General features: G+C 63.1%; 24 protein-coding genes. 14 read left to right on the top strand and 10 right to left on the bottom strand.

Annotation, left to right across the window (positions count from 1 at the left end):
- Positions 1-4: 4 nt before the first annotated feature.
- From BHD07_RS20010 to BHD07_RS20000, 3 genes are all read right to left on the bottom strand, one after another.
- Positions 5-874, bottom strand: coding sequence for an ABC transporter permease (locus BHD07_RS20010; RefSeq protein WP_018095743.1), 870 nt, complete (start codon positions 872-874; stop codon positions 5-7).
- A complete protein-coding gene (locus tag BHD07_RS20005; protein WP_100671895.1) occupies positions 871-1,755 on the bottom strand; it encodes an ABC transporter permease in 885 nt (294 codons plus the stop codon). Before BHD07_RS20005 ends, BHD07_RS20010 begins: the two co-directional genes overlap by 4 nt.
- Positions 1,756-1,842: 87 nt before the next feature.
- The gene (locus tag BHD07_RS20000; protein WP_026168675.1) at positions 1,843-2,634 is read right to left on the bottom strand and encodes an ABC transporter ATP-binding protein; all 792 of its coding nucleotides are present in this window, start codon (positions 2,632-2,634) and stop codon (positions 1,843-1,845) included.
- A gap of 121 nt (positions 2,635-2,755) precedes the next feature.
- On the opposite strand from BHD07_RS20000, the gene BHD07_RS19995 reads away from it, so the two are divergent.
- Positions 2,756-3,169 (top strand): cupin domain-containing protein, encoded by a 414-nt coding sequence (locus tag BHD07_RS19995; RefSeq protein WP_100671894.1) that lies wholly within the window; start codon positions 2,756-2,758, stop codon positions 3,167-3,169.
- A 66-nt stretch (positions 3,170-3,235) separates the two neighbouring features.
- Here BHD07_RS19995 and hydA read toward each other — a convergent pair whose 3' ends face one another.
- Positions 3,236-4,690, bottom strand: coding sequence for a dihydropyrimidinase (gene hydA, locus BHD07_RS19990; protein WP_018095739.1), 1,455 nt, complete (start codon positions 4,688-4,690; stop codon positions 3,236-3,238).
- Between the two features lie 80 nt (positions 4,691-4,770).
- Complete coding sequence (locus BHD07_RS19985) at positions 4,771-6,021, bottom strand: Zn-dependent hydrolase (RefSeq protein WP_100671893.1); 1,251 nt, start codon at positions 6,019-6,021, stop codon at positions 4,771-4,773.
- Positions 6,022-6,297: 276 nt separating this feature from the next.
- On the opposite strand from BHD07_RS19985, the gene rutR reads away from it, so the two are divergent.
- Positions 6,298-6,939 carry an HTH-type transcriptional regulator RutR gene (rutR, locus tag BHD07_RS19980; protein ID WP_003525590.1) on the top strand — a complete coding sequence of 214 codons (642 nt, stop codon included), beginning with the start codon at positions 6,298-6,300 and terminating at the stop codon, positions 6,937-6,939.
- Position 6,940: 1 nt separating this feature from the next.
- On the opposite strand, the gene cyaC is transcribed toward rutR, so the two are convergent.
- Together cyaC and BHD07_RS19970 are read right to left on the bottom strand one after the other, a co-directional pair.
- Positions 6,941-8,614 (bottom strand): adenylate cyclase CyaC, encoded by a 1,674-nt coding sequence (cyaC, locus tag BHD07_RS19975; protein WP_275597503.1) that lies wholly within the window; start codon positions 8,612-8,614, stop codon positions 6,941-6,943.
- 149 nt (positions 8,615-8,763) lie between these two features.
- A complete protein-coding gene (locus BHD07_RS19970) occupies positions 8,764-9,663 on the bottom strand; it encodes a LysR substrate-binding domain-containing protein (protein WP_100671891.1) in 900 nt (299 codons plus the stop codon).
- A 104-nt stretch (positions 9,664-9,767) separates the two neighbouring features.
- Between BHD07_RS19970 and BHD07_RS19965 the strand changes: the two genes are divergently transcribed.
- Positions 9,768-10,790, top strand: a complete 1,023-nt coding sequence (locus BHD07_RS19965; RefSeq protein ID WP_100671890.1) for a zinc-dependent alcohol dehydrogenase family protein — start codon at positions 9,768-9,770, stop codon at positions 10,788-10,790.
- 63 nt (positions 10,791-10,853) lie between these two features.
- Here BHD07_RS19965 and preA read toward each other — a convergent pair whose 3' ends face one another.
- Both preA and BHD07_RS19955 read right to left on the bottom strand, forming a co-directional pair.
- Positions 10,854-12,167 carry an NAD-dependent dihydropyrimidine dehydrogenase subunit PreA gene (gene preA, locus BHD07_RS19960; RefSeq protein ID WP_026168674.1) on the bottom strand — a complete coding sequence of 438 codons (1,314 nt, stop codon included), beginning with the start codon at positions 12,165-12,167 and terminating at the stop codon, positions 10,854-10,856.
- A gap of 31 nt (positions 12,168-12,198) precedes the next feature.
- Positions 12,199-13,560: an NAD(P)-dependent oxidoreductase gene (locus tag BHD07_RS19955; RefSeq protein ID WP_018095732.1), complete on the bottom strand. Its 1,362-nt coding sequence runs from the start codon at positions 13,558-13,560 to the stop codon at positions 12,199-12,201.
- Positions 13,561-13,760: 200 nt separating this feature from the next.
- On the opposite strand from BHD07_RS19955, the gene BHD07_RS19950 reads away from it, so the two are divergent.
- The 9 genes from BHD07_RS19950 to BHD07_RS19910 all read left to right on the top strand — a co-directional run bounded on the left by BHD07_RS19950 (position 13,761) and on the right by BHD07_RS19910 (position 23,767).
- Positions 13,761-14,714 (top strand): sugar-binding transcriptional regulator, encoded by a 954-nt coding sequence (locus tag BHD07_RS19950; RefSeq protein ID WP_338282793.1) that lies wholly within the window; start codon positions 13,761-13,763, stop codon positions 14,712-14,714.
- A gap of 193 nt (positions 14,715-14,907) precedes the next feature.
- Positions 14,908-16,218 (top strand): ABC transporter substrate-binding protein, encoded by a 1,311-nt coding sequence (locus BHD07_RS19945; RefSeq protein ID WP_018095730.1) that lies wholly within the window; start codon positions 14,908-14,910, stop codon positions 16,216-16,218.
- Positions 16,219-16,407: 189 nt separating this feature from the next.
- A complete protein-coding gene (locus BHD07_RS19940; RefSeq protein WP_018095729.1) occupies positions 16,408-17,280 on the top strand; it encodes a carbohydrate ABC transporter permease in 873 nt (290 codons plus the stop codon).
- A 4-nt stretch (positions 17,281-17,284) separates the two neighbouring features.
- Complete coding sequence (locus BHD07_RS19935) at positions 17,285-18,115, top strand: carbohydrate ABC transporter permease (protein ID WP_100671887.1); 831 nt, start codon at positions 17,285-17,287, stop codon at positions 18,113-18,115.
- Positions 18,116-18,145: 30 nt separating this feature from the next.
- The gene (locus BHD07_RS19930) at positions 18,146-19,147 is read left to right on the top strand and encodes an ABC transporter ATP-binding protein (protein WP_100671886.1); all 1,002 of its coding nucleotides are present in this window, start codon (positions 18,146-18,148) and stop codon (positions 19,145-19,147) included.
- Positions 19,144-19,917, top strand: a complete 774-nt coding sequence (locus BHD07_RS19925; RefSeq protein WP_100671885.1) for an L-iditol 2-dehydrogenase — start codon at positions 19,144-19,146, stop codon at positions 19,915-19,917. Before BHD07_RS19930 ends, BHD07_RS19925 begins: the two co-directional genes overlap by 4 nt.
- 26 nt (positions 19,918-19,943) lie before the next feature.
- Positions 19,944-21,428, top strand: a complete 1,485-nt coding sequence (locus BHD07_RS19920) for a mannitol dehydrogenase family protein (protein ID WP_100671884.1) — start codon at positions 19,944-19,946, stop codon at positions 21,426-21,428.
- Positions 21,425-22,099 (top strand): HAD family hydrolase, encoded by a 675-nt coding sequence (locus tag BHD07_RS19915; protein ID WP_198516699.1) that lies wholly within the window; start codon positions 21,425-21,427, stop codon positions 22,097-22,099. Before BHD07_RS19920 ends, BHD07_RS19915 begins: the two co-directional genes overlap by 4 nt.
- An 84-nt stretch (positions 22,100-22,183) precedes the next feature.
- Complete coding sequence (locus tag BHD07_RS19910; protein WP_100671883.1) at positions 22,184-23,767, top strand: FGGY-family carbohydrate kinase; 1,584 nt, start codon at positions 22,184-22,186, stop codon at positions 23,765-23,767.
- A gap of 453 nt (positions 23,768-24,220) precedes the next feature.
- On the opposite strand, the gene rsiB1 is transcribed toward BHD07_RS19910, so the two are convergent.
- Positions 24,221-25,015, bottom strand: a complete 795-nt coding sequence (gene rsiB1, locus BHD07_RS19905; RefSeq protein ID WP_003525566.1) for a PhyR-type response regulator RsiB1 — start codon at positions 25,013-25,015, stop codon at positions 24,221-24,223.
- 161 nt (positions 25,016-25,176) lie between these two features.
- Between rsiB1 and rsiA1 the strand changes: the two genes are divergently transcribed.
- Complete coding sequence (gene rsiA1 / locus BHD07_RS19900) at positions 25,177-25,344, top strand: anti-sigma factor RsiA1 (protein WP_018095722.1); 168 nt, start codon at positions 25,177-25,179, stop codon at positions 25,342-25,344.
- 7 nt (positions 25,345-25,351) lie between these two features.
- A complete protein-coding gene (locus BHD07_RS19895; protein ID WP_003525557.1) occupies positions 25,352-25,906 on the top strand; it encodes an RNA polymerase sigma factor in 555 nt (184 codons plus the stop codon).
- The last annotated feature ends 169 nt before the right edge of the window (positions 25,907-26,075 follow it).

Below are 26,075 nucleotides of genomic sequence, written 5' to 3'. Positions count from 1 at the left end.
TGCTCTAGGCTCGCCCACTGCGGATGGACGGATGCCAGAACGTGACCGCGCGCTCGATGAGCGCGACCACCCCGTAGAAGACGGAGCCAGCCACCGCCGCCACGGCGATTTCGGCCCAGACCATGTCGACGTTCATGCGGCCCACTTCCGTGGAGATCCGGAAACCCATGCCGACAATGGGCGTTCCGAAGAATTCGGCCACGATCGCACCGATCAGCGCCAGCGTGGAGTTAATCTTGAGAGCGTTGAAAATAAAAGGCCAGGCGGCCGGCAAGCGGAGCTTGACGAGTGTCTGCCACCAGGATGCGGCATAGGTGCGCATCAGATCGCGCTCCATGTGGCTGGCGGCTGCAAGGCCCGAAACCGTGTTCACCAGCATCGGGAAGAAGGTCATGATGACGACGACCGCCACTTTCGACTGCCAGTCGAAGCCGAACCACATGACCATGATCGGGGCGACACCGATGACGGGGAGGGCGGAGACGAAATTGCCGAGCGGCAGCAGCCCTTTCTGCAGGAAGGGCGAACGGTCGATGAGGATTGCGACGACGAAGCCGAGGCCGCAGCCGAGCGCGTAGCCGGTCAGCACGGACTTCAGGAAGGTCTGCCGGAAATCGGCCGCGAGTGTCGGCAGCGAGTTGATCAGCCGCTGCCAGATCATCGACGGCGCCGGCAACAGCACCGATGGGACGGCGAAGCCGCGGACGATACCTTCCCAGAGGACGAGTATGGTGATGCCGAAGAGGAGAGGCACGGCAAGTCGTGCCGCGTTGTTTGCGGCGTCGCTTGCGAACTGCTGCCGGACCAGCCATTCGTTGAAGGCCCAGGCAGCGAGCCAGAAGAGGATGGCGCCGGCGAGAGCGGCAATACTCATGGTTTTGCCCCCATGCGCTTCAGGACGGCCGTATGCGCCAGGCCGACGATCATGACGAGGACCGCGGCGAGTGCCGCAGCCATGAACAGCGCCGCCCAGATCTGCACGGTCTGTCCGTAATAGGACCCGGCGAGCAGGCGTGCTCCGAGCCCGGCAACTGCGCCGGTCGGCAGCTCGCCGACGATCGCGCCGACGAGCGAGATCGCGACGGCAACCTTCAGCGAGGTGAAGAGATAGGGCATGGACGAAGGCCAGCGCAGCTTCCAGAAGGCCTGGGCGGGCGAGGCGTTATAGGTGTGCATCAGGTCGAGCTGGATCGTTTCGGGGCTGCGCAGTCCCTTGACCATGCCGACGACCACCGGGAAGAACGAAAGATAGGTGGAAATCAGCGCCTTCGGAAGCAGGCCGGAAATCCCGATGGCGTTGAGCACGACGATGATCATCGGCGCGATCGCCAGGATCGGGATCGTCTGACTGGCGATCACCCAGGGCATGAGCGATCGGTCCATTGCGCGGTTGTGGACGATACCGACAGCCAGCAGCACGCCGAGCACCGTGCCGATGCCGAAGCCGAGCAAAGTGGCCGAAAGCGTGATCCAGGCATGATAGACGAGGCTGCGCTTCGAGGTGATGGCCTTATTGGCAGTCGTATCCCAGATTTCGGCGACCACCTGATGCGGAGCGGGCAGCACCGGGCGTTCCTGGGCCATGGTATTGCGGAGGATTTCGGAAAAGCCGATCTCGGTGCCGGCACGCGCGGCGGTATCTCTTTCGAAAGGTGCGTTCAGGAAAACCGCTGCGACGTACCAGCCGGCGATCAACAGGAAAACGACCGTGGAGACGGGAAGCAGTTTGTCCTTAAGGAAGCTCTCCTCGCGCATGGTCACGCTCTCCCGCCAGTCGTCGGACGCAGGTCGCGCAGCATGTTCCACATCGCCGCTTCGGCTTTGGTCATCTCCGTCCGGCGGCTACTCGTCATAGCTGTGCCCCGCTCTCAAGCCCTCGCGCACGCGATGCGCGATCTCAAGGAATTCCGGCGTCTCCCGAATGCCGAGCGGCCGTTCCCTCGGCAGCGTCGATTCGATCACGTCCGTGACGCGGCCCGGGCGGGGGCTCATGACGATGATCTTGGTCGAGAGGTAGACCGCCTCCGGAATGGAGTGGGTGACGAAACAGATGGTCTTGTTGGTGCGCGCCCAGAGTTTGAGGAGTTGTTCGTTCAAATGGTCGCGGACGATCTCGTCGAGCGCCCCGAAGGGCTCGTCCATCAGCAGGAGATCGGCATCGAAGGCCAGCGCCCGGGCAATCGACGCGCGCTGCTGCATGCCGCCGGAAAGCTGCCAGGGATATTTCTTTCCGAAGCCCGAGAGGTTGACGAGTTCCAGAGTCCGCTCGATCCGCGCCTTCCGGTCCTCGCTGGAGTAGCCCATGATCTCCAGCGGCAGCGCGATGTTCTTTTCGATCGTGCGCCAGGGATAAAGGGCGGCCGCCTGGAAGACATAGCCATAGGCGCGCTGCCGGCGGGCCTCCTCCGGCGTCATGCCGTTGACGGAAATGGTGCCGGCCGTCGCCTTTTCGAGATCGGCGATGACGCGCAGAAACGTCGTCTTGCCGCAGCCGGATGGGCCGATGAAGGAGACGAAGTCGCCCTTGACCACGTCGAGATTCACGCCGGTGAGTGCATTGACCGGACCGTCGCTGGTCTCGAACGTCAAACCGAGGTTCCGGGCCGAGACCACGGAGGCGGGATTGGATGTCATGGACGGATTCTCATTATCGACTGCCTGTGTCAGACTGCTATCCGGACCCGCAACATGCAATGGCGGATTTGCCGGCGAGGTCGCCTGCTGCTGGTTTTTCAGCGTATTCTGGAGGACGGTCATGTCTCGATCACCCAATCCTGGCTGTCGCGTGGTTCGCCCGGGCGATGCCTTTGCCGGCAAGCAGGGGCTCGATTATTTCGAGGGTATCGCCGCGGAAACGGTCGGCTCCACCGGCATCTGCATGCATCTCGTGACCATGCCGCCCGGTGCGCGCGCCAAGGCGCATCTTCACGAGACCCACGAAACGGCGATCTACGTGCTCTCCGGCGAAGCGCATACCTGGTTCGGCGAGCGGCTCGAAGAACACGTGATCACCAGGGCCGGAGATATGCTCTACATTCCCGCCGGCGTGCCGCACCTGCCGGCGAACCTCTCGCACGCCCCTTGCACGGCGGTGATCGCCCGGACGGATCCGAAAGGAAACGAGAGCGTCGTGCTGCTGCCCGAGCTCGACGGGCTCGTGCCCGCCTAGATCAATTCCGGGAAAAGTCATCAGCGCGATCGCCGTTTCTCGCATGCGATAAGGTTGCGGCATCTCTCAGACGCCGCTTGCGGGAATGCCGCTGCGCTGCACCGCCCGTGGCGCCGTCACTTCCTTCCAGGTGGAAAGCGCGGTGCTGACCGCCGGGAAGGGATCACGCCGGACGAATTCGCCGTGGCCCTCCCGGGTCTTCACGGTTCCGTCCTCGATCGAAACCACGCCGCGCGTCAGCGTGAAACGCGGAAGACCGGTGACCGTCTTGCCCTCGAAGACGTTGTAATCGATCGCCGATTGCTGCGTCTTCGCCGAAATCGTCTTGGAGCGCTTGGGGTCCCAGACGACGAGGTCCGCATCGGCGCCGACGAGGATCGCGCCCTTCCTGGGATAGATATTCAGGATCTTGGCGATATTGGTGGAGGTTACCGCCACGAATTCGTTCATGGTGATGCGGCCGGTCGCAACACCATAGGTCCAGAGCATCGGCATGCGGTCTTCCAGTCCGCCGGTGCCGTTCGGGATTCTGGTGAAATCGCCGACGCCGAAGCGCTTCTGCTCGGTCGTGAAGGCGCAATGGTCGGTCGCGACCACCTGGAGCGAACCGGAGGCAAGCCCCGCCCAGAGGCTGTCCTGGTGAAGCTTGTTGCGGAAAGGCGGCGACATAACCCGGCGGGCGGCGTGGTCCCAGTCCTTGTCGAAATATTCGCTCTCATCGAGCGTCAGGTGCTGGATCAAGGGCTCGCCGAAGACACGCATGCCCTTGGCGCGGGCGCGCCGGATCGCTTCATGCGCCTGTTCGCACGAAGTATGAACGATGTAGACGGGACAGCCGGCCATGTCGGCGATCATGATCGCGCGATTGGTGGCCTCTCCCTCGACCTCCGCCGGCCGCGAATAGGCATGTGCCTCCGGGCCGCTATTGCCTTCCGCCAGCAGCTTCGCCTGCAGTTGCGCCACCACGTCGCCGTTTTCGGCGTGGACCAGCGGCAGCGCGCCGAGCGCCGCACAGCGCTGGAAGGAGGAAAACATCTCGTCGTCGTCCACCATCAGCGCGCCCTTGTAGGCCATGAAGTGCTTGAAGGTGTTGATGCCCTTTTCCTTTACGATCGTCTCCATCTCGTCGAAGACCTGCTCGCCCCACCAGGTGATCGCCATGTGGAAGGAATAATCGCAGTTGGCGCGCGTCGACTTGTTGTCCCACATGGTGAGCGCCTCAAGCAGCGACTGGCCGGGCGAGGGGAGCGCGAAATCGACGACCATCGTGGTGCCGCCGGCGAGTGCCGCGCGGGTCCCGCTTTCGAAATCGTCGGAGGAATAGGTGCCCATGAAAGGCATTTCGAGATGCGTATGTGGGTCGATGCCGCCCGGCATCACGTAGCAGCCGGTGGCGTCGAGCGTCTCGGCGCCGGAGAGATTCGGTCCGATTTCGACGATCTTGCCGCCTTCCACCTTTAAATCGGCCTTGTAGGTCAGGTCGGCCGTGACGATGGTTCCACCCTTGATGACAGTGCTCATTGGTTCGTTTCCCTGGAAGGTGCCTTCGGCGGCTCAGGCCACCACGAAAAAGGGCGGAACCACCGTCCCGCCCGCAAAACTCATTCCACGATCTCCGCCGTCTCGAGCACGGCGTGGAACAGGACGTCCGCGCCGGCCGCGGCCCATTCCCTGGAGATGTCCTCCGCCTCGTTATGGCTGAGCCCGCCGACGCAGGGGCACATGATCATCGTGGTCGGCGCGACCTTTGCGGCCCAGCAGGCATCGTGTCCGGCGCCGGAAACGAGATTCATGTGGCTGTAGCCGAGCTTCTCGGCGGCGCCGCGTACAGTCTCGACCAGTTTGGGGTCGAAGGTGACGGGATCGAAATGCCCGACCGCCTCGATGGAACAGCCGACGCCGAGCCGCTCGCAGATTTTTGGCGCTTCGGCTTCGATCCGGGCGCGCATGCCGTCCAGTTTGGCCTGGTCGGGCGAGCGGATGTCGACGGTGAACACCACTTGGCCCGGCAGGACGTTGCGCGAATTGGGCGAAAAGAACATCTGGCCGACGCCGCCGACGGCGCCCGGCTGGTTCTCCATGGCGACGGTCTGGACCATTTCGAGGATCCGCGCCATTGCGAGGCCCGCATTGACGCGCATGTCCATCGGCGTCGAGCCGGTGTGTGCTTCCCTGCCGGTCAGCGTGAACTCCAGCCACCAAAGACCCTGACAGTGCGTGACGACGCCGATCTGCCTGTTCTCGGCCTCTAGGATAGGTCCCTGCTCGATGTGGTATTCGAAATAGGCGTGCATCTTGCGCGCGCCGACCTCTTCGTCGCCAAGCCAGCCGATGCGCTTCAGTTCGTCGCCGAAGCTCTTTCCTTCGGGATCCTTGCGGGCATAGGCGTATTCGAGGGTGTGGACCCCGGCAAAGACGCCGGATGCGAGCATGGCAGGCGCAAAGCGCGCGCCTTCCTCATTGGTCCAGTTGGTCACGACGATCGGGTGCTTCGTCTTGATGCCGAGGTCGTTCATCGTGCGTACGGCCTCGAGGCCGCTCAGGACGCCGAGGACCCCGTCGAACTTGCCGCCGGTCGGCTGTGTGTCGAGATGCGAGCCGATGTGGACCGGCAGCGCATCCGGATCGGTACCGGGTCGGGTCAGGAACATGGTGCCCATCTTGTCGACACCCATGGAGAGCCCCGCCTCTTCGCACCAGGACTGGAAAAGCCGGCGACCTTCGCCGTCCGCATCCGTCAAGGTCTGGCGGTTGTTGCCGCCGGCAACGCCGGGGCCGATCTTCGCCATTTCCATCAACGAATCCCATAGACGGTCGGCATTGACGCGCCTATTCTCGCCAGGTGCTGCCATGGCGTTCTCCTCTATTGTCGGCCAGTCCCTCCCCGGGATAGCCCTCATGTTCCCGTCGGCCGAATCGGGGCCTTGTTGTGATGCCCTTCGATCAGGCGTTGCCTTTGTCGGCAATCTGACTGATAATTTGACCGGTTGGTAAACATTACAACTTCCGTGGCGGCACTCAAGCCGGAAAAAGAAAAAAACAGGAGTTACTGCTCAAGAAATCGGCGCGTCCGAATATTGGGCAAATTGTGCCGACGTCTTTCGCTGGGGGCTTAGACAGGGGACGAGATGGTACTTCCGAGAGCGGCAAGAACCCAGAGGCGCACGCGCATCCAGGAGGAGAAGGAGGAGCAGATCCTCGAGGCCGCGCTGGAGGTGTTTTCCGCAAACGGCTTTCGCGGGTCGACGATCGATCAGATCGCTGACGTGGCGGGCATGTCGAAGCCGAACCTGCTCTATTATTTCCGCACCAAAGAGGCGATGCATCGCGCGCTGATAGACCGCGTTCTCGACACCTGGCTCGATCCTCTGCGCGCGTTCGATGCCGAGGGCAACCCGGTCGCCGAGATCCGCAGCTATATCCGGCGCAAGCTCGAAATGGCGCGCGACTTCCCGCGCGAAAGCCGGCTGTTCGCCAACGAGGTCCTGCAGGGCGCCCCGCGTATCGTGGACGAGCTCAAGGGTCCGCTGAAGCAATTGGTGGACGAGAAGGCCGAGGTTATCCGCAGCTGGGCCAAGGCTGGCAAGATCGCAAAATGCGACCCTTATCACCTCATCTTCGCCATCTGGTCGACGACGCAGCATTATGCCGACTTCGACGTTCAGGTGCGCGCCGTGCTCGGCCAGGAGAATGCCGGCGAAGGGCGCTTCGAGGACGCCGCGCGCTTTCTCGAGCGGCTGTTCGTCGACGGGCTGCAGGTGCGGGAGTAGCCTATCCGGCTGTGGGCAGGGATCGGGAGAGCTGCGCGGCGTCACCGACGATCCAGGTTTCCAGCGTTGCCTTGCGGCCCCGCAGGCTGATTTCGAGCCGTCTGTGGCCCTCGAAGCTTAAACCCGCGCGCTCGACCAGTTCGGCCGAAACGGCAAGCTCGACGTCGTGCTCCTTCGCGAGGCCTTCCAGTCGGCTCGCGGTGTTGATCGTGTCGCCGACGACTGTGAGCGAGGTTGCCTGGCCGTAGCCCATTTCGCCGATGATCGCCGGCCCCGCGTGAAGGCCGATGGCGAGCCTCAGCGGCTGCTCGAGCTCCCCTTCGAAAGTCTGGTTGAGCGCCCGGATTCCTTGCGACAACCGGGCGGCGGCCGAGAGGGCCTGGCGGCAGGCCTCCGGCAGAGGGGCCTTCAGTCCGAAGATCGCGAGCGCCCCGTCGCCGATGAACTTGTCGACGACGCCACCGGAACTTTCGACGGCTTCGCCGACGACCTCGAAGTAGCGGTTGAGCAGAAAGACCGTGTCGTAGGGCAGCCGGTGTTCGGCGATGCGGGTGAAATCACGCAGGTCGCAGAAGAGCACTGCGACGCGGCGCTCGCGTCCGCCGGCGTTCTGGCGGGCAAGCTGCGTCTTGATCCCGATGCTGTCGGTGTCGAGGATGGGCACGACGCTCACGTTGTGCACGGGTCGAAACTGGCAGGCGAGGCGTACGTTCTCGGGAGCGCCGATGCGGGTCAGCGTCGCGAGTTCTGCGGCTTCCGGCGTCGGTTGGCCTTCGAGCCCCTGCGTTATCCGCACGCGACAGGTCGAGCAGCGGCCGCGTCCGCCGCAGACGGACACATGCGGGATTCCAGCCGCCCGACTCGCCTCCAGAACGCTGAAGCCGAGGCTGACGGCAGCGACCCGGCCGTCCGGATAACGAATGCGAATACGGCCGCGCGCCGGCAGGGCGCGCAGAACGAGGGTGCCGCCGATCAGGCTTGCGAAGGCGCCATAGAATGCCAGCCTGATCCTATCGAGGAGGGCAGGGTCGACGCGAGGTGCCTCGCTGGCATAGGCCCTGTCGCCATAACCGCCATGTTCGGCGTAGTCGCGCTCCAGCGATCGGGCGCCGTTGACGAAGCCGAGCAGTGCGAAGATCGGCACCAGCAGGGCGACGGTATAGAGCAGCGTTTCGTACTTCGGAAACCAGGCGCGGCCGCGCATCCAGAACCAGGCACCAAGGCAGGCGTGACCCCAGACGACGATGAGTGCAAGCGACTGGCGAGAGGTGTTGAACGAGCTTGACCAGAGAGTGCGCAGGATTGCGGGGTAGTCGGGGTAAACACCTGAAAGAAGCGGCTCCACGCGGGCGGCGACAACGTGAGGAATGAGCAGAAAGGGCAGGCTCAGGCCGAAGATGATCTTCAGGGCTTCGCCGACAGGCATCCGGAAGGTTTGCCGCCGGTAGAGACTGTCGAGCGCCATCAGGAAATGCAGCAACAACGCGCCGTAGAGGAGGGCCGTTCCGGGGATGCTCTGCCAAACCGAGGTGAAGAGCCGCCGGCCCGTTTCCATGGCTCCGATCGACACCAGGCCGAGCGCATGGTTCGAGAAATGGAGGAGCACAAAGACGCCGAGCACAGCCCCTGAAATCAGGTGCATCTTCTTGCGCGTGCTGGCGGATAGGATCGTCAAACAATCTTGCCTGGGTCTGGCGGCCTCGAAACAGGCTCGCGTCAATGTCCTCCTTATTAACCAGATCACCGATGCCGGCAACTTACGTTTTCTAAACGAATTGTTTCGCTTTTCGGGTCTTGCGCGGAGTGCGCATGTCCCATGCCGTCCTACTCCATGATGCGCGGCAATCCTGCGGCGAGTTTGTCGATCACCACCCGCAGTTTCGGCAGCATGTGCTGCGTTCGCGGCCAGACCGCATGCGCCTTGAAGATCAGCCCGGGGCGGTCGGTGAGGACGCGGACAAGCTCGCCCTTCTGCACGCGCTCGCGCACCAGCCAGCAAGGCAGCCAGGCAAGGCCGTGGCCGGCGGAAGCCGCATCGGCGATTGCGGCGAGATCATCGAGCCTCAGCCGCGTTTGCGGCAGCACGATTTCGGCCGCTTTGCCGTCGGACGGAAAGGACCAGGATAGCGGCTCGCCTCCACGGGCGTAGACGATGCCTTCATGTGCTGCGAGTTCGGCCACCGTTCTCGGCGTGCCGTGCGTTTCAAGATAGGCAGGGGAGGCGCAGACGGTCATCCGCTGTTCCGCCACCGTTCGCATCATCAGGCCGGAGCCGTTGCCGAGCGGGCTGTTGCGGATGGCGAGATCGAAGCCTTCGTCGAGAAGGTCCACGACCCGGTCGTTGAAGGAGAGATCGAGTTCCAGACGGGGATGCGCCCGCAACAGGTCGCGAAGCAGCGGCGCCACGCATTGGCGGCCGAAGAGGACCGGCATCGAGATGCGCAGGCGGCCGCGAATTTCCCGCTTCCCGGATTCGAGGAGGTCTTCGGCCGTTCTGATTTCGCCCAGCGCTTTTTGGCAGCTCTCGTAGAAGAGCTGCCCTTCTTCGGTAAGACTCTGCGTCCGTGTGGTGCGATGGAAGAGGCGCACGCCGAGCCGTCGTTCGAGCCGGGATACCGTCTTGCCCACGGCCGAGCGCGAAAGGTTGAGTCGCGCGGCGGCGGCGGAAAAGCCGCCGGCATCGGCAACTTCCACGAAAACTGAAATGCCGTTGAAGCGCTCCACGAATTGCGTCCTCCTGGGAACCAATGATGGGAAATCATATCGCAACCGAAGACGAATGTTCAACAGTATGCTCGCTTCACCGCAACGGATGAAAAGGAACGAGCATGTCCAAATGGATGCAGGAATGGAGCACGCAGACGGTGGGCCCCCACAATCTCAAGCGTGCCGAACGGCCGGTGCCGGAGGTCGGCGAGCGCGATATACTCGTGCGAACGCTTGCCGTATCGCTCAACTATCGCGACAAGCTGGTACTGGAGACCGGCATGGGGCTCGATCTCGCTTTCCCCTTCGTGCCGGCCTCGGATATGAGCGGAGTGGTCGAGGCCGTCGGCAAGAGCGTGACACGCTTCCAGCCGGGCGATCGCGTGATCTCCACCTTCGCCCCCGGTTGGCTTGACGGCTTACGACCCGGCACCGGCAGGACGCCTGCCTATCAGACGCTCGGAGGGGCGCATCCGGGCGTCCTGTCCGAATATGTGGTTTTCCCTGAAGGCTGGTTCGTCCCAGCGCCGAAGAGCCTCGACGCGGCGGAGGCGAGTACCTTGCCCTGTGCGGGCCTGACCGCCTGGTTCGCTCTGGTCGAGAAGGGTCATTTGCGGGCGGGCGACCGTGTCGTCGTGCAGGGCACCGGCGGCGTTGCGCTGTTCGGGCTGCAAATCGCCAAGGCGACCGGGGCCGAGGTCATCGTCACCTCGAGCAGCCGCGAAAAGCTCGATCGGGCTTTTGCGCTCGGTGCCGATCACGGCATAAATCGCCTGGAGGAGGACTGGGTGGAGCGCGTCTATGCGCTGACCGGGGACCATGGGGCCGACCACATTCTGGAGATCGCCGGCGGCGCCGGGCTCGGCCAGTCCCTGAAGGCAGTCGCGCCGGACGGGCGCATCTCGGTGATCGGCGTGCTCGAGGGCTTCGAGGTCTCAGGTCCGGTCGGGCCGCTTCTCCTGAAGTCTCCCGTCGTGCAGGGTGTCAGCGTCGGTCACCGCAGAGCACTCGAAGATCTGGTCGGGGCCGTCGATCGCCTTGGACTGAAGCCCGTCATCGACAGCCGTTACAAGTTCACCGAGGTCCCCGAGGCCCTCGCGCATCTCGACCGCGGCCCGTTCGGCAAGGTGGTGATAGAGTTTTGACGCGATAGAAACGCGGGAGGGCCGCCGGCGATGCCGGCGGCCCTCCGTCTCACTCGTATGTCTTCACTCGGCGGCCTGGCGGGCCATCGGGTTGTTCGGATGGGTCGTCCAGTTGGCGTAGTTCGGGTCGACCGGTTTCCCGGTGCGCCGGTCGAGCGTGCCGGCCGCGAGCGGCTCCATGGTGATGCAGTTCTCCACCGGGCAGACATTGACGCAGAGGTTGCAGCCGACGCATTCCTCCTCGATCACCTCGAAATGACGCACGCCATTGACGAATTGGGTGATCGCCTGATGCGAAGTGTCCTCGCAGGCGATATGACAGCGGCCGCATTTGATGCAGGCGTCCTGATCGATCTTCGCCTTGGCGATATAGTTGAGGTTGAGATATTGCCAGTCGGTGACGTTCGGGACGGCACGGCCGCTGATGTCGTCGAGCGAGCGATGGCCCTTGGCGTCCATCCAGTCGGAGAGGCCCGTAATCATCTCCTGGACGATCTTGAAGCCATAGGTCATCGCCGCCGTGCAGACCTGCACGTTGCCGGCCCCGAGCACCATGAATTCCGCCGCATCCCGCCAGGTGGTCACGCCACCGATGCCGGAAATCGGCAGGCCGTGGGTCTCCGGATCACGGGCGATCTCGGCCACCATGTTGAGCGCGATCGGCTTCACGGCCGGGCCGCAATAACCGCCATGGCTGCCGCGGCCGTCGATCGAGGGCTCCGGCGAGAAAGTGTCGAGGTTGACCCCGGTAATCGAGTTGATCGTGTTGATCAGCGATACCGCGTCGGTGCCGCCGGCCTTGGCAGCGCGGGCGGGCTTGCGGATGTCCGTGATGTTCGGCGTCAGCTTGGTGATGACCGGCATGCGCGTATATTGCTTGCACCAGCGCACCACCATCTCGATATATTCCGGCACCTGGCCGACCGCCGAGCCCATACCGCGCTCGGACATGCCGTGCGGACAGCCGAAATTGAGCTCGATGCCGTCGGCGCCGGTCTCCTCGACCAGCGGCAGGATCGCCTTCCAGGCGTTCTCCTCGCAAGGCACCATGATCGAGGCGATCAGGGCACGGTCCGGCCAGTTCATCTTCACCTGCTTCATTTCGCGCAGGTTCACATAGAGATCGCGGTCGGTAATGAGTTCGATATTGTTGAAACCCAGCAGCCGCCGGTCGGCGCCCCAGATCGCGCCGTAGCGCGGGCCGTTGACATTGACAACGGGCGGTCCTTCCTCACCCAGGGTCTTCCAGACGACGCCGCCCCAGCCTGCCTTGAAGGCGCGTTCGACGTTGTAGGCCTTGTCCGTCGGCGGCGCCGAGGCGAGCCAGAACGGGTTCGGGGATTTGATGCCGACAAAATTGTTGCGAAGATCAGCCATTGTTCTCGTCCTCTCGATCCTGTTCTGCTTTTCAAGCAACGGCGCTCGCCAGCGGCTGAGCCGCGGCGAAAGCCCGGTCGATCGATCCGGCGGCATCGCGTCCCATCGCGACGGCGGAAACGGTGAGGTCCTCGCCCCCGAGCACGCAGTCACCGCCGGCCCAGACCTTGTCGAGCGAGGTGCGCCCTTCCGCATCGACGACGATGCGTCCGCTTTCCATGCGTAGCGCACCGAGGCCGGAGGCCTCGAAGGTCTGGCCGATGGCCTTGAAGATCTGGTCGGCGGCAATGATTCCGGTCTCGCCGGTCGTCGTCAGCCTACCGTTCTCAAGCGTGGTGTAGTCGAGTTCGATGCCGGCGACCCTGCCGTCCTTGACGGCGATGCGCTTCGGCTGCAGCCAGTGGCGGATGGTGACGCCCTTGGAAGCCGCGAGATCCTGCTCGAATTCCGAGGCGTTCATGTGCTCCTTGCCGCGGCGATAGCAGATCGTCACTTCCTCGGCGCCGAGTAGCTTCGCCTGGACGGCCGCGTCGATCGCAGTCATGCCGCCGCCGAGAACCACGACGCGCCGGCCGACCGGAATGTCGGCCTTTGTCTTCGACTGGCGAAGTGCGGCAATGAAGTCGACGGCATCCTCGACGCCTTCGGCATTCTCGCCTTCGATCCGCAGTGCATTGACACCGGCAAGACCGAGGCCGAGAAAGACGGCATCGAATTCTTCCGCCAAATCGGCAAGGGAGAAGTCGCGGCCGAGCGCCTTGCCGTGGCTGACCTCGATGCCGCCGACCGAAAGCACGTATTCGACCTCTTTCTGGGCGAAGTCGTCGACCGCCTTGTAGGCGGCGATGCCGTATTCGTTGAGGCCGCCGGATTTTTCGCGCGCGTCGTAGATCACCACGTCGTGGCCTTTTACGGCCAGCCGATGCGCGCAGGCGAGCCCCGCCGGCCCGGCGCCGACGACGGCGACCCTGCGACCGGAACGCGCGGCGCGCGAATAGAATTGCTTGTTCTCCCGCATTGCGATGTCGGTCGCGTAGCGCTGCAGGCGGCCGATTTCGACCGGCCGCTCCTCGGCCGTGTTGCGTACGCAGGCCTCTTCGCAGAGCGTTTCGGTGGGACAGACGCGGGCGCACATGCCACCAAGTATGTTCTGATCGAAGATCGTCTTCGCCGAGCCGATCGGATTGCCCGTCGCGATCTGGCGAATGAAGAGCGGGATGTCGATGGAGGTGGGACAGGCAGTCATGCAGGGCGCGTCATGACAGAAATAACAGCGGTCCGCGGCGACCAGCGCCTCGTGCCTGTCGAGTGGCGCATGAAGGTCGGAGAAATTGGCTTCGTACTCGGCAAGCGGCAGCCGCCCGCCGAGAATCCCAGATTGCGTCGTTCCCATTTTTGGCTCCCAATGTTTTCTCAGGATGACGGAACGGTAACACGCTTTATTTTTTTATCAAACGGTAAAATTTCCTTCCAAACGGCTGCAAAAGCCTGGAAAAGCGGACCTTGCCGGTGCCAAGGCGCGCCGCATATCGCCCCCCGTTTGACAGCGCATGGAAAATAGTGGCAGCAAATCAAGGGGAAGGGAGGCAACCGATGGCACGCAAGGCGGAAAGCAGCAACAGGCTGGACGATGCAGCCCGCGCAGGCTGGCTCTATTATGTCGCCGGCCGGACGCAGGACGAGATTGCGTCGGTCATGGGAATTTCGCGGCAATCGGCGCAACGTCTCGTGTCGCTTGCCATGGCCGAGCGGCTGATCAAGGTGCGCCTGGACCATCCGATCGCCGCCTGCCTCGAAATGGCGGCGCGTCTCAAGGAGAAATACGACCTCAAGCATGTCGACGTCGTTCCGAGCGACCCCGGTTCCCAATCCACGACCGTCGGCATTGCCGAGGCCGGAGCGGCGGAAATCGAGCGCTGGCTGAAGTCGGTCGAGCCCGTGGTGCTGGCGATCGGCACGGGCCGGACGCTGAAGGCGACCATCGACCAGCTGCCATCGATGGAATGCCCGCAGCACCGTATCGTTTCGCTCACCGGCAATATCCGGCTCGACGGGTCGGCTGCCTATTACAACGTCATCTTCAGCATGGCGGACACGATCAAGGCGCGGCATTTTCCCATGCCCTTGCCGGTTCTCGTCTCCTCGCCGGAAGAGCGGGAAGTCCTGCACAAGCAGAGCCTGGTGCAGATCGCCCTGGAACTCGGCGCCGAGGCCGACGCCGCCTTCGTGGGCGTCGGCGAACTGGGGCCCGACGCGCCGCTTTGCGAAGACGGGTTCCTGGCGCGCGATGAAATGGCACGGCTGATGGCCGCGGGCGCTGCCGGCGAGATCTGCGGTTGGATGTTCGACCACGAAGGCGTGCTCCTGCCCGACAGCATCAATGAGCGCGTCGCCTCGGTTCCGCTGCCGCCGCGCGACCGCGCGTCGGTCATCGGGATCGCCAAGGGCAGGCGCAAATACGAGGCGCTGCGCGCCGCACTCAAGGGCAGGATCATCAACGGTCTCGTCACCGATGAGGCTACGGCCGACTATCTGCTCCGGGTCTAGATCGCGCAGCCGGCCGCGGGACCGCGGCATCGGCGTCCTTCTCCTGAAATCCCTGTAAAAAATCCAAAGCTAAAACATCTTCTTAGCCGCTCTGCCGCATCGCAACGACAAATGCGGATTGACATTTCGTCTCAATCGGTGAGTAATTGCTCACGAGCAAGGCAAATGCTCAATTTCTTCTGGGAGGAAGTCGATGAATTTGAGAACTTTCCTGCTGGGCACGTGCTCGGCAGTCGCTCTGGCGGGTCTGGCCCAAGCGGAGACGCTGACCATTGCCACCGTGAACAATGGCGACATGATCCGGATGCAGAAGCTGACGGACGATTTCACGTCGAAAAATCCCGACATCCAGCTTGAGTGGGTCACTCTTGAGGAAAACGTGCTGCGCCAGCGGGTCACGACCGACATCGCGACCAAGGGCGGTCAGTACGACATCATGACGATCGGCACGTATGAAGTGCCGATCTGGGCGAAGCAGGGCTGGCTCCTGCCGCTCGACAATCTCGGTCCCGAATACGACGTCGACGACCTTCTGCCGGCGATCCGCAGCGGCCTGACGATCGACGGCAAGCTCTATGCGGCACCGTTCTACGGCGAGAGCTCGATGGTCATGTACCGCAAGGACCTGTTCGAGAAGGCCGGGCTTAGCATGCCCGATGCGCCGACCTGGGATTTCATCGCCGATGCGGCCCGCAAGATCACCGACAAGGATAACGAGATCTACGGTATCTGCCTGCGCGGCAAGGCCGGCTGGGGCGAGAACATGGCTTTCCTGACGGCCACGGCAAACGCCTTCGGCGCCCGCTGGTTCGACGAGAACTGGAAGCCGCAGTTCGACCAGCCGGAATGGAAGAACACACTCGACTTCTACGTCAAGCTGATGAATGACGCAGGCCCGCCCGGGGCCTCGTCCAACGGCTTCAACGAGAACCTGTCGCTGTTCCAGACCGGCAAGTGCGGCATGTGGATCGACGCGACCGTGGCCGCCTCCTTCGTGACCAATCCGAAGGAGTCGACCGTTGCCGACAAGGTCGGTTTCGCGCTCGCTCCCGACACCGGCCTCGGCAAGCGCGGCAACTGGCTCTGGGCCTGGAACCTCGCCATTCCGGCGGGATCGCAGAAGGCCGAGTCGGCGCAGAAGTTCATCGCCTGGGCCACGGGCAAGGATTATCTGAAGCTCGTTGCCGAAAAGGAAGGCTGGGCGAACGTTCCTCCCGGTACCCGCACCTCCCTCTATGAGAACCCGGAGTACCAGAAGGCGGCCCCCTTCGCGAAGATGACCCTGGACTCGATCAATGCCGCCGACCCGAAGAACCCGGCCGTGAAGCCGGTGCCATATGTCGGCGTCCAGTTCGTCGCGATCCCGGAATTCCAGGGTCTCGGCACGGCGGTCGGGCAGGTGTTCTCGGCGGCGCTGGCCGGTCAGATGAGCGTGGATCAGGCGCTTGCCAGCGCGCAGCAGCTGTCGACCCGCGAAATGACCAAAGCCGGCTACATCAAGTGAGCTCCCAAGGAGCCGGGGCGTCTGCTGGAAACAGCGAACGCCCCGGCTACCTCCAGAGCGGGACGGGGAGAGGGGCTACCCGCCTTCGATCCGCGTTCCGCTCTGACTTTTCCAATTCATGGCGCGCGTTCGGATGGCGATACGCGTGCCGTTTTTGAAGAACCGCGTTGACTTCACACGGGGGACGCCATGGCGACCTTGCACACCCGCTCCGCCGCGCGATTGATGATCGCGCCCTCGGTGCTCCTGCTTCTGGCCTGGATGATCGTGCCGCTGGCCATGACGGTCTATTTCTCGCTGCTGCGCTACAACCTGCTGATGCCGGGGATGGAGGAGTTCGCCGGGCTTACGAACTACACCTATTTCCTCACCGACCCGGCCTTCTTCCAGGCTATATTCAACACGCTCGCCATCGTTCTCGGCGTGCTCTTCATCACCGTGGTCGGCGGCATCGGGCTGGCGCTTCTTCTCGACCAGCCGATGTTCGGGCAGGGGATCGTGCGCATCCTGGTGATCGCGCCCTTCCTCATCATGCCGACGGTGGCGGCGCTGGTCTGGAAGAACATGTTCATGAATCCCGTGAACGGACTTTTCGCCTGGCTTGCCAAGCTGCTCGGATTGCAGCCGTTCGACTTTCTCGCCAACGCGCCGCTTCTCTCGATCATTCTGATCGTCGCCTGGCAGTGGCTGCCCTTCGCCACGCTCATCCTGCTGACGGCGCTGCAGTCGCTCGACGAGGAGCAGAAGGAAGCCGCACAGATGGACGGCGCAGGCGCGGTAAGCCGCTTCATCTATCTCGTCCTGCCGCATCTCTCGCGTGCGATCACGGTGGTCATCCTGATCCAGACGATCTTCCTGCTGTCGGTCTTCGCCGAGATCCTCGTCACCACCAATGGCGGTCCGGGTACGCAGAGCACGAACCTCACTTTCCTCGTCTACGCCCAAGCCCTTCTGCAGTTCGATGTGGGCGGCGCCTCGGCGGGCGGGATCATCGCGGTCATCCTCGCCAATATCGTCGCATTCTTCCTGATGCGCATGATCGGCAAGACGCTGGAGGCTTGAGACCATGGCACGCAATGTCTCTACCGAGCGCAAGCTCATCACGACCGTGGTGGCGTGGACGATCGGAATCCTGATCTTCTTTCCGATCCTCTGGACCTTCCTGACGAGCTTCAAGACGGAAGCCCAGGCGATCGCCTCTCCGCCGGTCTTCCTCTTCTTCGACTGGACGACAGAAAACTATTCCGAGGTGCAGAGCCGGTCGGATTACCTGAAGCACTTCATGAATTCGGTGGTCGTTTCCTTCGGCTCGACCCTGCTCGGCCTGTTGATCGCGATCCCGTCAGCCTGGGCGATGGCGTTCTCGCCGACGAAGCGCACCAAGGATGTGCTGATGTGGATGCTTTCCACCAAGATGATGCCGCCGGTCGGCGTGCTGGTGCCGATGTATCTGATATTCCGCAACTGGGGACTGCTCGACACGCGCACAGGGCTCGTGATCGTGCTGACGCTGATCAACCTGCCGATCATCATCTGGATGCTCTACACCTATTTCAAGGAGATCCCCGGCGAGATCCTCGAAGCGGCGCGCATGGACGGCGCCTCGCTCTCCAAGGAAATCATCTATGTGCTGACGCCGATGGCGATCCCCGGCATCGCCTCGACGCTGCTGCTCAACATCATCCTTGCCTGGAACGAAGCGTTCTGGACCTTGAACCTGAGCGCCGCGAAGGCCGCGCCGCTCACCGCGTTCATCGCCTCCTATTCGAGCCCGGAGGGCCTCTTCTACGCCAAGCTGTCGGCGGCCTCGACGATGGCGATCGCCCCTATCCTCATCCTCGGCTGGTTCTCGCAAAAGCAGCTCGTGCGCGGCCTCACTTTCGGCGCAGTCAAGTAAGGGCGACGCGGTTCAAACAAGGGTAAAACCATGGGAAGCATCACTCTCAAGAACGTATCGAAGGTCTTCGGCGCCCACGCCGTCATTCCCTCGATAGACCTCGATATCACCGACGGCGAATTCGTCGTCTTCGTCGGCCCCTCGGGTTGCGGCAAGTCGACGCTTCTGAGGCTGATCGCCGGACTGGAGGACGTCAGCGACGGCGAGATCGTCATCGACGGTCGCAACGCCACCGAGCTGCCGCCGGCAAAGCGCGGCCTTTCGATGGTGTTCCAGTCCTACGCTCTCTATCCGCATATGAGCGTGCGCTCCAACATCGCCTTTCCGCTGAAGATGGCAGGCGAGGACAAGGCCACGATCGACAAGAAGGTCGAGGACGCGGCCCGCGTCCTCAACCTCACCGACTATCTCGACCGCAAGCCCCGCCAGCTTTCCGGCGGCCAGCGCCAGCGCGTCGCGATCGGCCGGGCGATCGTCCGCCAGCCGGAAGCCTTTCTTTTCGACGAGCCGCTGTCGAATCTCGACGCCGCGCTGCGGGTCAACATGCGACTGGAGATCAGCCAGCTTCACCAGCAACTGAAGACGACGATGGTCTACGTGACGCACGACCAGGTGGAGGCCATGACCATGGCCGACAAGATCGTCGTGCTCAACCGCGGCCGCATCGAGCAGGTGGGCTCGCCCCTCGACCTCTACCGCAGGCCGGACAATCTATTCGTCGCCGGTTTCATCGGGTCGCCGAAGATGAACTTCGTCACCGGTGCACCTGCCGCGGCCCATCATGCCCACACGATCGGCATCCGCCCGGAGCATATTGCCCTTTCGAAGGATCAGGGCACGTGGCGGGGCACGGTGGGAGTGGCCGAGCATCTAGGCTCGGACACCTTCCTGCACGTGCATGCAGACGGCATCGGCACTTTGACGGCGCGCGTCGGCGGCGACTTCGCGGTGACCCATGGCGATCAGGTCTATCTGACGCCGGATCCCGAGCGCCTTCACAGGTTCGATGAAAAGGGAATGGCAATTCGATGAAACGTCTTGAAGGAAAGAGCGCGTTGATCACCGGATCGGCGCGGGGTATCGGCCGCGCTTTCGCCGAAGCCTATGTGCGCGAGGGCGCCACGGTCGCCATCGCCGACATCGATATCGAGCGGGCGAGACGGGCGGCGGCGGAGATCGGGTCCGCGGCCTATGCGGTCGAAATGGACGTGACCCGGCAGGACTCGATCGACGCTGCGATCGCCGCGACCGTCGAACATGCCGGCGGGCTCGACATCCTCGTCAACAATGCCGCGCTCTTCGACCTCGCGCCGGTCGTCGAGATCACCCGCGAGAGCTACGAAAAACTGTTTGCGATCAACGTCGCCGGCACGCTCTTCACCTTGCAGGCGGCCGCCAGGCAGATGATCGCGCAGGGCAGGGGCGGCAAGATCATCAACATGGCGAGCCAGGCGGGCAGGCGTGGGGAAGCTCTGGTGGCGATCTATTGCGCCACCAAGGCTGCGGTCATCAGCCTCACCCAGTCGGCCGGTCTCGATCTCATCAAACACCGCATCAACGTCAACGCCATCGCTCCCGGCGTCGTCGACGGTGAGCACTGGGAGGGCGTCGACGCGCTTTTCGCCAAATACGAGTACCGTCCGCGCGGCGAGAAAAAACGGTTGGTCGGGGAGGCCGTTCCCTTCGGGCGCATGGGCACCGCAGAGGACCTGACCGGCATGGCGATCTTCCTCGCCTCGGCGGAAAGCGACTACATCGTCTCGCAGACCTATAACGTCGATGGCGGCAACTGGATGAGCTGAGGCTCGTTCGCGAAAGGATTGAAAGGATGGCGACCAAACTCTCCCTTGCCACGCTCGACGCGGTCAAAGCCAGGGCCGGCGTCCCGAACTACGGCCGGCATGACCTTCGGGCCGGCATCGTGCATTTCGGCGTCGGCAATTTCCACCGTGCGCATCAGGCGGTCTATCTCGATGACCTTTTCAACCTGGGACGCGATCGCGATTGGGCGATTATCGGCGCGGGTGTCCTGCCATCGGACAAGGTCATGCGCGACAAGCTCGAAGCGCAGGATTTCCTGACGACGGTGGTCGAGCAGGACAACAACCGCACGGGCGCGCATGTCACGGGCGCCATGATCGCCTATCTCGAGCCTGGCGACACGCCCGCGATCGTGGCGCAGCTCGCAAGCCCGCTCATCCGCATCGTTTCCCTGACGATCACCGAAGGCGGCTATTTCATCGATCCGGCATCCGGCGTCTTCGACCCGGCGCATCCGGCGATCGTCGAGGATGCGCGCGATCCGACGGCTCCAAAAACCGTCTTCGGCCTCATCCTGGCGGGGCTCGCCGAACGCCGCGCCAAGGGCATTCCGCCGTTCACGATCATGTCCTGCGACAATATTCCTGGAAACGGAGAGGTCACCCACGCTGCCGTCTCCGGTCTGGCGCGCCTTTCCGATCCGGGCTTTGCGGACTGGATCGATGCCAATGTCGCCTTTCCGAACGGCATGGTCGACCGCATCACGCCGGCAACCGGTGCCCGCGAGATCGGCATCGTCGCCTCGCAATACGGAATCGACGATGCCTGGCCGGTCTTTTGCGAGGAATTCAAGCAATGGGTGCTGGAGGACCGTTTCCCGCAAGGCCGCCCGGCGCTCGAAGAGGTGGGCGTGCAGTTCGTGCCGGACGTCGCGCCATACGAGCATATGAAGATCCGTATCCTCAACGGCGGCCATGCGGCGATCGCCTATCCGGCGGCACTGCTCGACATCCATTTCGTTCATGAGGCGATGGAGGAGCCGTTGATCCGCGCCTTCCTGTCAAAGCTGGAGCACGACGAGATCATCCCGGTGATACCGCCGGTTCCGGACACGGATCTGAAGGATTATTACAAGCTCATCGAGACGCGTTTCTCCAATCCGAAGATCGGCGACACGGTCGCGCGGCTGGCGCAGGACGGCTCCAACCGACAGCCGAAATTCATCCTGCCGTCGACGGCCGACCGCCTGCGCCGCGGCGAAGACGTCGTCGGGTTGTCGCTCGTTTCGGCGCTGTGGTGCCGCTATTTCGCCGGCAAGTCGGACAGCGGCAAGGAGATCGTTTTCAACGACGCCAACGCCGACCGGCTGCAGGCCGCCGCAGTTGCAGCGAAGGACGATCCAATGGCGTTCCTTGCGCTTGCCGACATCTTCGGCGATGTCGCGCAATCCGATCTCTTCCGCCGCCGTTTCGCTCACGCGTTGAAAGTGCTTTGGGAAAAGGGTACGCGTGCCACGCTCCAGCTTTATCTGGACGGAAACCTCGGGGAATGACGATGGTGGGGCACGCCTCCAGGCTGGTGATTTTCGATTGTGACGGCGTATTGGTGGACAGCGAACCGATTTCGCTCGGGGTCCTCGTCGACGCGCTCGCGGCTGCCGGCGTTTCGATGACGACCGAGGAGGCGAGCGAGCGCTTCCTCGGCCGCAGCTTGAAGACGATGTCGACGATCCTGCACGAAGAACACGGACTTGCGACCGACGAGGTTTTTCTCGAAGGCATGCGGACACGGCTCTATGCACGATTTCGCGAGGAACTGAGGCCAATCGCCGGCATACGCGAGGCGGTGGAAGGGCTGGGCACCGCCCATTGCGTGGCTTCGTCGAGCCAGCCGGAGCGCATCCGCCTCTCGCTGGCCGTGACGGGGCTCATCGATCTCTTCGAGCCGAACATCTTCAGCGCCAGCATGGTGGCGCGCGGCAAGCCGGCGCCTGACCTTTTCCTGCATGCAAGCGCTAAGATGGGCTATCACCCGTCCGATTGCATCGTCATCGAGGACAGCCCGGCCGGCATCGAGGCGGCAAAGTCCGCCGGCATGCGCGTCTTCGCCTTCGCGGGGGGCAGCCACGCACGAAACGACCGCCACCGGCGGACGCTCGCCAGCCTCGAACCCGACGTGCTGTTTGACGACATGGGCGAATTGATACAGTTTGTCCGTCAATAGGGAGAGCAGGACGGGGCGGTTTTGCTGCCGCGTCGTCCGGCTCGGCGAACATCCATCATTTTTTCGGGACGGGGGCATCCATTGATGCGCGAATATGTCGTGGCGGTCGATATTGGAACCGGCAGCGCCCGTGCCGGCGTCTTCGACCGGCAAGGTAGGCTCCTGGCGCGGGCCGATCGGACGATTGCGATGAACCGTCCGGAGGAAAACCACGCCGAACACGATTCCGAGGACATCTGGGCTGCGGTCTGCGGGGCGGTCGGATCGGCGCGCGAGAAGGCGGCTGTGCCGGCGGAAAGCATTGCGGCGATCGGCTTCGACGCCACCTGTTCGCTCGTCGTGCGCGATCGCGACGGCCTCCCGCTCTCGGTCAATCGTCAGGGGGAGGCACGCTGGGACACCATCGTCTGGCTGGACCACCGGGCGTTGGCGGAAGCGGATTTCTGTACGGCGACGAAACATCCCGTTCTCGATCATTCGGGGCGGGTGATGTCGCCCGAGATGGAAATGCCGAAGCTGATGTGGCTGAAGCGCAACCTCCCGCAGCAATGGGAACGGGCGGGGTATTTCTTCGACCTCGCGGACTACATGTCCTGGCGGGCGACCGGAAGTCCGGCCCGCTCGCGCTGTACGCTGACGGCAAAATGGAACTATCTCGCCCACGAGAAACGCGGGTGGCAGCAGGACTATCTGGACCAGATCGGTCTTGAGGACCTCCTCGAACGTGGTGGCTTGCCCGAGGAGACGCTGCCGGTGGAGCGAGCCGTCGGGCGTCTGAGCGCGAGCGCGGCGGAGGAGCTCGGGCTCGACACCGCATGCCAGGTCGCGCCGGGGCTGATCGATGCCTATGCCGGGGCGCTCGGCGTGCTCGGCGGCTTCGCGGACGCGCCGGCGAAGCTGGAGCGCCAGCTGGCACTGATCGGCGGAACCTCGAGCTGCATTGTTGCCTTTTCCAAGGACATGAAGCCGGGTTTCGGCATGTGGGGGCCTTATTTCGAAGCGGTCTTGCCCGGGCTCTGGCTCATCGAGGGCGGTCAGTCGGCGACCGGAGCGCTGCTCGATCATATCGTGCGGCTGCACGGAGGCGGACTGCCGCCGACGACCGAAACCCATGCGAGGATCATCGAGCGGGTGCAGGAAATGCGCGCGCTTCATGGCGCGGACTTTGCCCAGCGCCTTCACGTGCTTCCGGATTTCCACGGCAACCGGTCGCCGCTTGCCGATCCGCATGCGCTCGGCGTCATCAGCGGACTGCCGCTCGACTCCTCCTTCGATGCGCTGTGCCGGCTCTATTGGCGGACCTGCGTCGCGATAGCGCTCGGGATTCGCCACATCCTGGAGATGATGAAGGAAGCGGGCTACGAACTCGACACGCTGCACGTGACCGGCGGGCATGTGCGCAACCCCCTGCTAATGGAGCTTTATTGCGACGTCACCGGCTGCCGGGTCGTCGCACCGCAGGCGCCCGACGCCGTTCTCCTCGGCACGGCAATGACGGCGGCCGTCGCGGGCGAGCTCTATCCGGACCTCGCCAGCGCCGGACCGGCGATGTCGTCGGCTGGAACGGAACGGCTCCCCGACCCGGCGCTGCGCCGCATCTACGACCGGGATTATCGGCGCTTCCTCGCGCTCTATCGGCATCGCGAGGAGCTGGAGTCGATGGAGTGAATCGACATGCGAGGGGTGCAGATTTTCATCTGCAGATCTTGCCGATTATCCGCGGAACCTTTTTTCGCCTCGTGCATTATGGCGATAACCGGACGGTGACGCACATCGCCCCCAATGTGACGTCGGAGGCATACCGCCGGTTGCCAACTCACATCCCCCCTCAGTGAGTTGCCAAAGCTCAGCCAGTGCCCTTCCCTCGGCACTGGCTGTTTTGCTTCGGGAGCATCGGGGCGATCCGACCGAGTTCCTTATGGGCGTTTGCTATGGTGATCATCTTAGGCGCGGCGTTCCTGTGCTTGTCACAGGAATCCAGTCAGCCCAAGTTTTCGGGCTGAAAGAAACGTCTGCGCCGCCGACGCGGCGCCCTCATCTTGTGACGAGCATTGGGATGGGGGGCCCCGATACGGTAAAAGCAATGCCGCCGGGGCCCCTGTGGTGAGGGCAAATCTCGACTCAGGCCGCAGCCTTCGTCGTCTCGTTGAAGAACAGCGCCTGGCTGATCAGGGCCTTCACCATTTCCGGATTGAAAGGCTTGGTGACGAGGAACGTGGGTTCGGGACGTTCACCGGTCAGGAGACGCTCCGGGAAGGCCGTGATGAAAATCACCGGAACGGCAGCCGTTTTCAGGATTTCGTTGACGGCATCGATTCCCGAGCTGCCGTCGGCGAGCTGGATGTCTGCGAGCACCATGTTCGGCTTCGTCGTCTCATAGAGGGCGATCGCTTCATCCTTGGTGCGTGCAATCCCGGTCACGCTGTGGCCGAGGCTTTCGACCATCTGCTCGATGTCGATCGCGATCAGCGGCTCGTCCTCGATAATCATGATCTCGGTTGCAACCTGACGGGAAATTTCCTGGGATGCGCGGTCGAGAAGTGCGGCCAGCTTGGCGGCGTCTACATCGAGTACTTCGGCGGCTTCCTGTGGGGTGAAGGCTTCGACCGATACGAGCAGGAACGCCTGGCGTGCGAGCGGCGAGACGGCCGCAAGGTTGACGGATGCGCGCTGTTCCCAGGCAAAGGGCGACACCGGCTCCGGCACGAGGACGGAAGACGATCCGAACATGGACGTGAAAAGACGGAACAACGCTACCCTGTCGCTGCTTGCTTCCGGAAAGATCGACGTATCCGCGATAAGTGCCTCAAGCACGGCCGCGACATAGGCATCTCCAGAGGTCTGCGACCCGGTCAGGGCACGCGAATAGCGGCGCAGATAAGGAAGAAATGGAGCAATACGGGTGGACAATGTCATTCAGGGACTCCCTCAATCCATGGGCGTAATATCGTTGCGAAAACGTTTCGCCGAAAAAATGGTTCCGCTTCGGAACATTTCATTTTTCCGCTGCGTTATGGAGCAGGCGAACTTTCAAGGGCGAAATTGCAACAATGAGATATACGACAGGGGCAGGGCGGATGAGCGGTAAAAGTCCGTCCTCCGACGATCCGAATGCGCAGATTGCGGTGAAGCTGAAGGCCCTCTATCAGTCGGTGCAGGAGGAAGCGATACCGGCACGCTTTCTCGATCTACTGGAAAAGCTGGAAGCTGCGGAACAGCAATCGGCTCTGCAGGGCAAGGAGTAAGCGCCGGATGTCATCCGAAAATCAAGAGTTCAAGCGTGAGATGCTTGCCGCGCTGCCGAGCCTGCGCGCCTTCGCGATGTCACTGATCGGGCGACATGACCGGGCCGACGATCTCGTGCAGGACACGATCATGAAGGCCTGGGCCAAGCAGGATCATTTCGAGATCGGTACCAATATGAAGGCCTGGCTTTTCACGATCCTGCGCAACGAGCTTTACAGTCAGATGCGCAAGCGTGGGCGCGAGGTGCAGGACAGCGACGGCCATTTGACGGAGACGCTCGCCCATCACCCGGAACAATACGGCTCGCTCGATCTGCAGGATTTCCGCCGGGCGCTCGAACAGTTGCCGCCCGATCAACGCGAAGCGATCATCCTTGTGGGGGCCTCCGGCTTTTCCTACGAGGAGGCCGCCACGATTTGCGGCTGTGCGCTCGGAACGATCAAGAGCCGTGTCAACAGAGCGCGTCAACGGCTGCAGGAAATTCTCCAGGTTAGGGGAGAAAACGACTACGGGCCCGACGAGACCTCCGCACCCATCACCTCGCGTGCCTTCGTTTCCTGATGCGATCCCGCAGCGTCCTGTCGGCCGCGCGAAGTCGCTGTAGCACCTCGATCTGCTGCATGTTTTGTCCTTGAATCGATAGCGGTTCAAGGACATATGCATAGACCGGTGCCGGATTGAAGTTCGTGCGGCGCTCGAAAGAGGGCATTCGGAGGGCTGCGTTCGACCG

Source organism: Sinorhizobium sp. KGO-5 (assembly GCF_036245905.1).
GTDB lineage: Bacteria > Pseudomonadota > Alphaproteobacteria > Rhizobiales > Rhizobiaceae > Sinorhizobium > Sinorhizobium meliloti_A.
This window is presented reverse-complemented; position numbering and strand designations above follow the sequence as displayed.

Excerpts from the sequence above, each read along its gene's own strand:
- BHD07_RS19995 (WP_100671894.1), top strand. The coding sequence starts at position 2,756 with ATGTCTCGATCACCCAATCCTGGCTGTCGCGTGGTTCGCCCGGGCGAT.
- rsiB1 (WP_003525566.1), bottom strand. The coding sequence starts at position 25,015 with ATGACATTGTCCACCCGTATTGCTCCATTTCTTCCTTATCTGCGCCGC.
- BHD07_RS19910 (WP_100671883.1), top strand. The coding sequence starts at position 22,184 with ATGCGCGAATATGTCGTGGCGGTCGATATTGGAACCGGCAGCGCCCGT.
- BHD07_RS19955 (WP_018095732.1), bottom strand. The coding sequence starts at position 13,560 with ATGGGAACGACGCAATCTGGGATTCTCGGCGGGCGGCTGCCGCTTGCC.
- BHD07_RS19895 (WP_003525557.1), top strand. The coding sequence starts at position 25,352 with ATGTCATCCGAAAATCAAGAGTTCAAGCGTGAGATGCTTGCCGCGCTG.
- BHD07_RS19915 (WP_198516699.1), top strand. The coding sequence starts at position 21,425 with ATGACGATGGTGGGGCACGCCTCCAGGCTGGTGATTTTCGATTGTGAC.
- BHD07_RS19920 (WP_100671884.1), top strand. The coding sequence starts at position 19,944 with ATGGCGACCAAACTCTCCCTTGCCACGCTCGACGCGGTCAAAGCCAGG.
- hydA (WP_018095739.1), bottom strand. The coding sequence starts at position 4,690 with ATGAGCACTGTCATCAAGGGTGGAACCATCGTCACGGCCGACCTGACC.
- BHD07_RS19930 (WP_100671886.1), top strand. The coding sequence starts at position 18,146 with ATGGGAAGCATCACTCTCAAGAACGTATCGAAGGTCTTCGGCGCCCAC.
- BHD07_RS20000 (WP_026168675.1), bottom strand. The coding sequence starts at position 2,634 with ATGACATCCAATCCCGCCTCCGTGGTCTCGGCCCGGAACCTCGGTTTG.
- rutR (WP_003525590.1), top strand. The coding sequence starts at position 6,298 with ATGGTACTTCCGAGAGCGGCAAGAACCCAGAGGCGCACGCGCATCCAG.
- rsiA1 (WP_018095722.1), top strand. The coding sequence starts at position 25,177 with ATGAGCGGTAAAAGTCCGTCCTCCGACGATCCGAATGCGCAGATTGCG.
- BHD07_RS19945 (WP_018095730.1), top strand. The coding sequence starts at position 14,908 with ATGAATTTGAGAACTTTCCTGCTGGGCACGTGCTCGGCAGTCGCTCTG.
- BHD07_RS19935 (WP_100671887.1), top strand. The coding sequence starts at position 17,285 with ATGGCACGCAATGTCTCTACCGAGCGCAAGCTCATCACGACCGTGGTG.
- BHD07_RS19965 (WP_100671890.1), top strand. The coding sequence starts at position 9,768 with ATGTCCAAATGGATGCAGGAATGGAGCACGCAGACGGTGGGCCCCCAC.
- BHD07_RS19985 (WP_100671893.1), bottom strand. The coding sequence starts at position 6,021 with ATGGCAGCACCTGGCGAGAATAGGCGCGTCAATGCCGACCGTCTATGG.
- BHD07_RS19950 (WP_338282793.1), top strand. The coding sequence starts at position 13,761 with ATGGCACGCAAGGCGGAAAGCAGCAACAGGCTGGACGATGCAGCCCGC.
- BHD07_RS19925 (WP_100671885.1), top strand. The coding sequence starts at position 19,144 with ATGAAACGTCTTGAAGGAAAGAGCGCGTTGATCACCGGATCGGCGCGG.
- preA (WP_026168674.1), bottom strand. The coding sequence starts at position 12,167 with ATGGCTGATCTTCGCAACAATTTTGTCGGCATCAAATCCCCGAACCCG.
- BHD07_RS20005 (WP_100671895.1), bottom strand. The coding sequence starts at position 1,755 with ATGCGCGAGGAGAGCTTCCTTAAGGACAAACTGCTTCCCGTCTCCACG.
- BHD07_RS20010 (WP_018095743.1), bottom strand. The coding sequence starts at position 874 with ATGAGTATTGCCGCTCTCGCCGGCGCCATCCTCTTCTGGCTCGCTGCC.
- BHD07_RS19940 (WP_018095729.1), top strand. The coding sequence starts at position 16,408 with ATGGCGACCTTGCACACCCGCTCCGCCGCGCGATTGATGATCGCGCCC.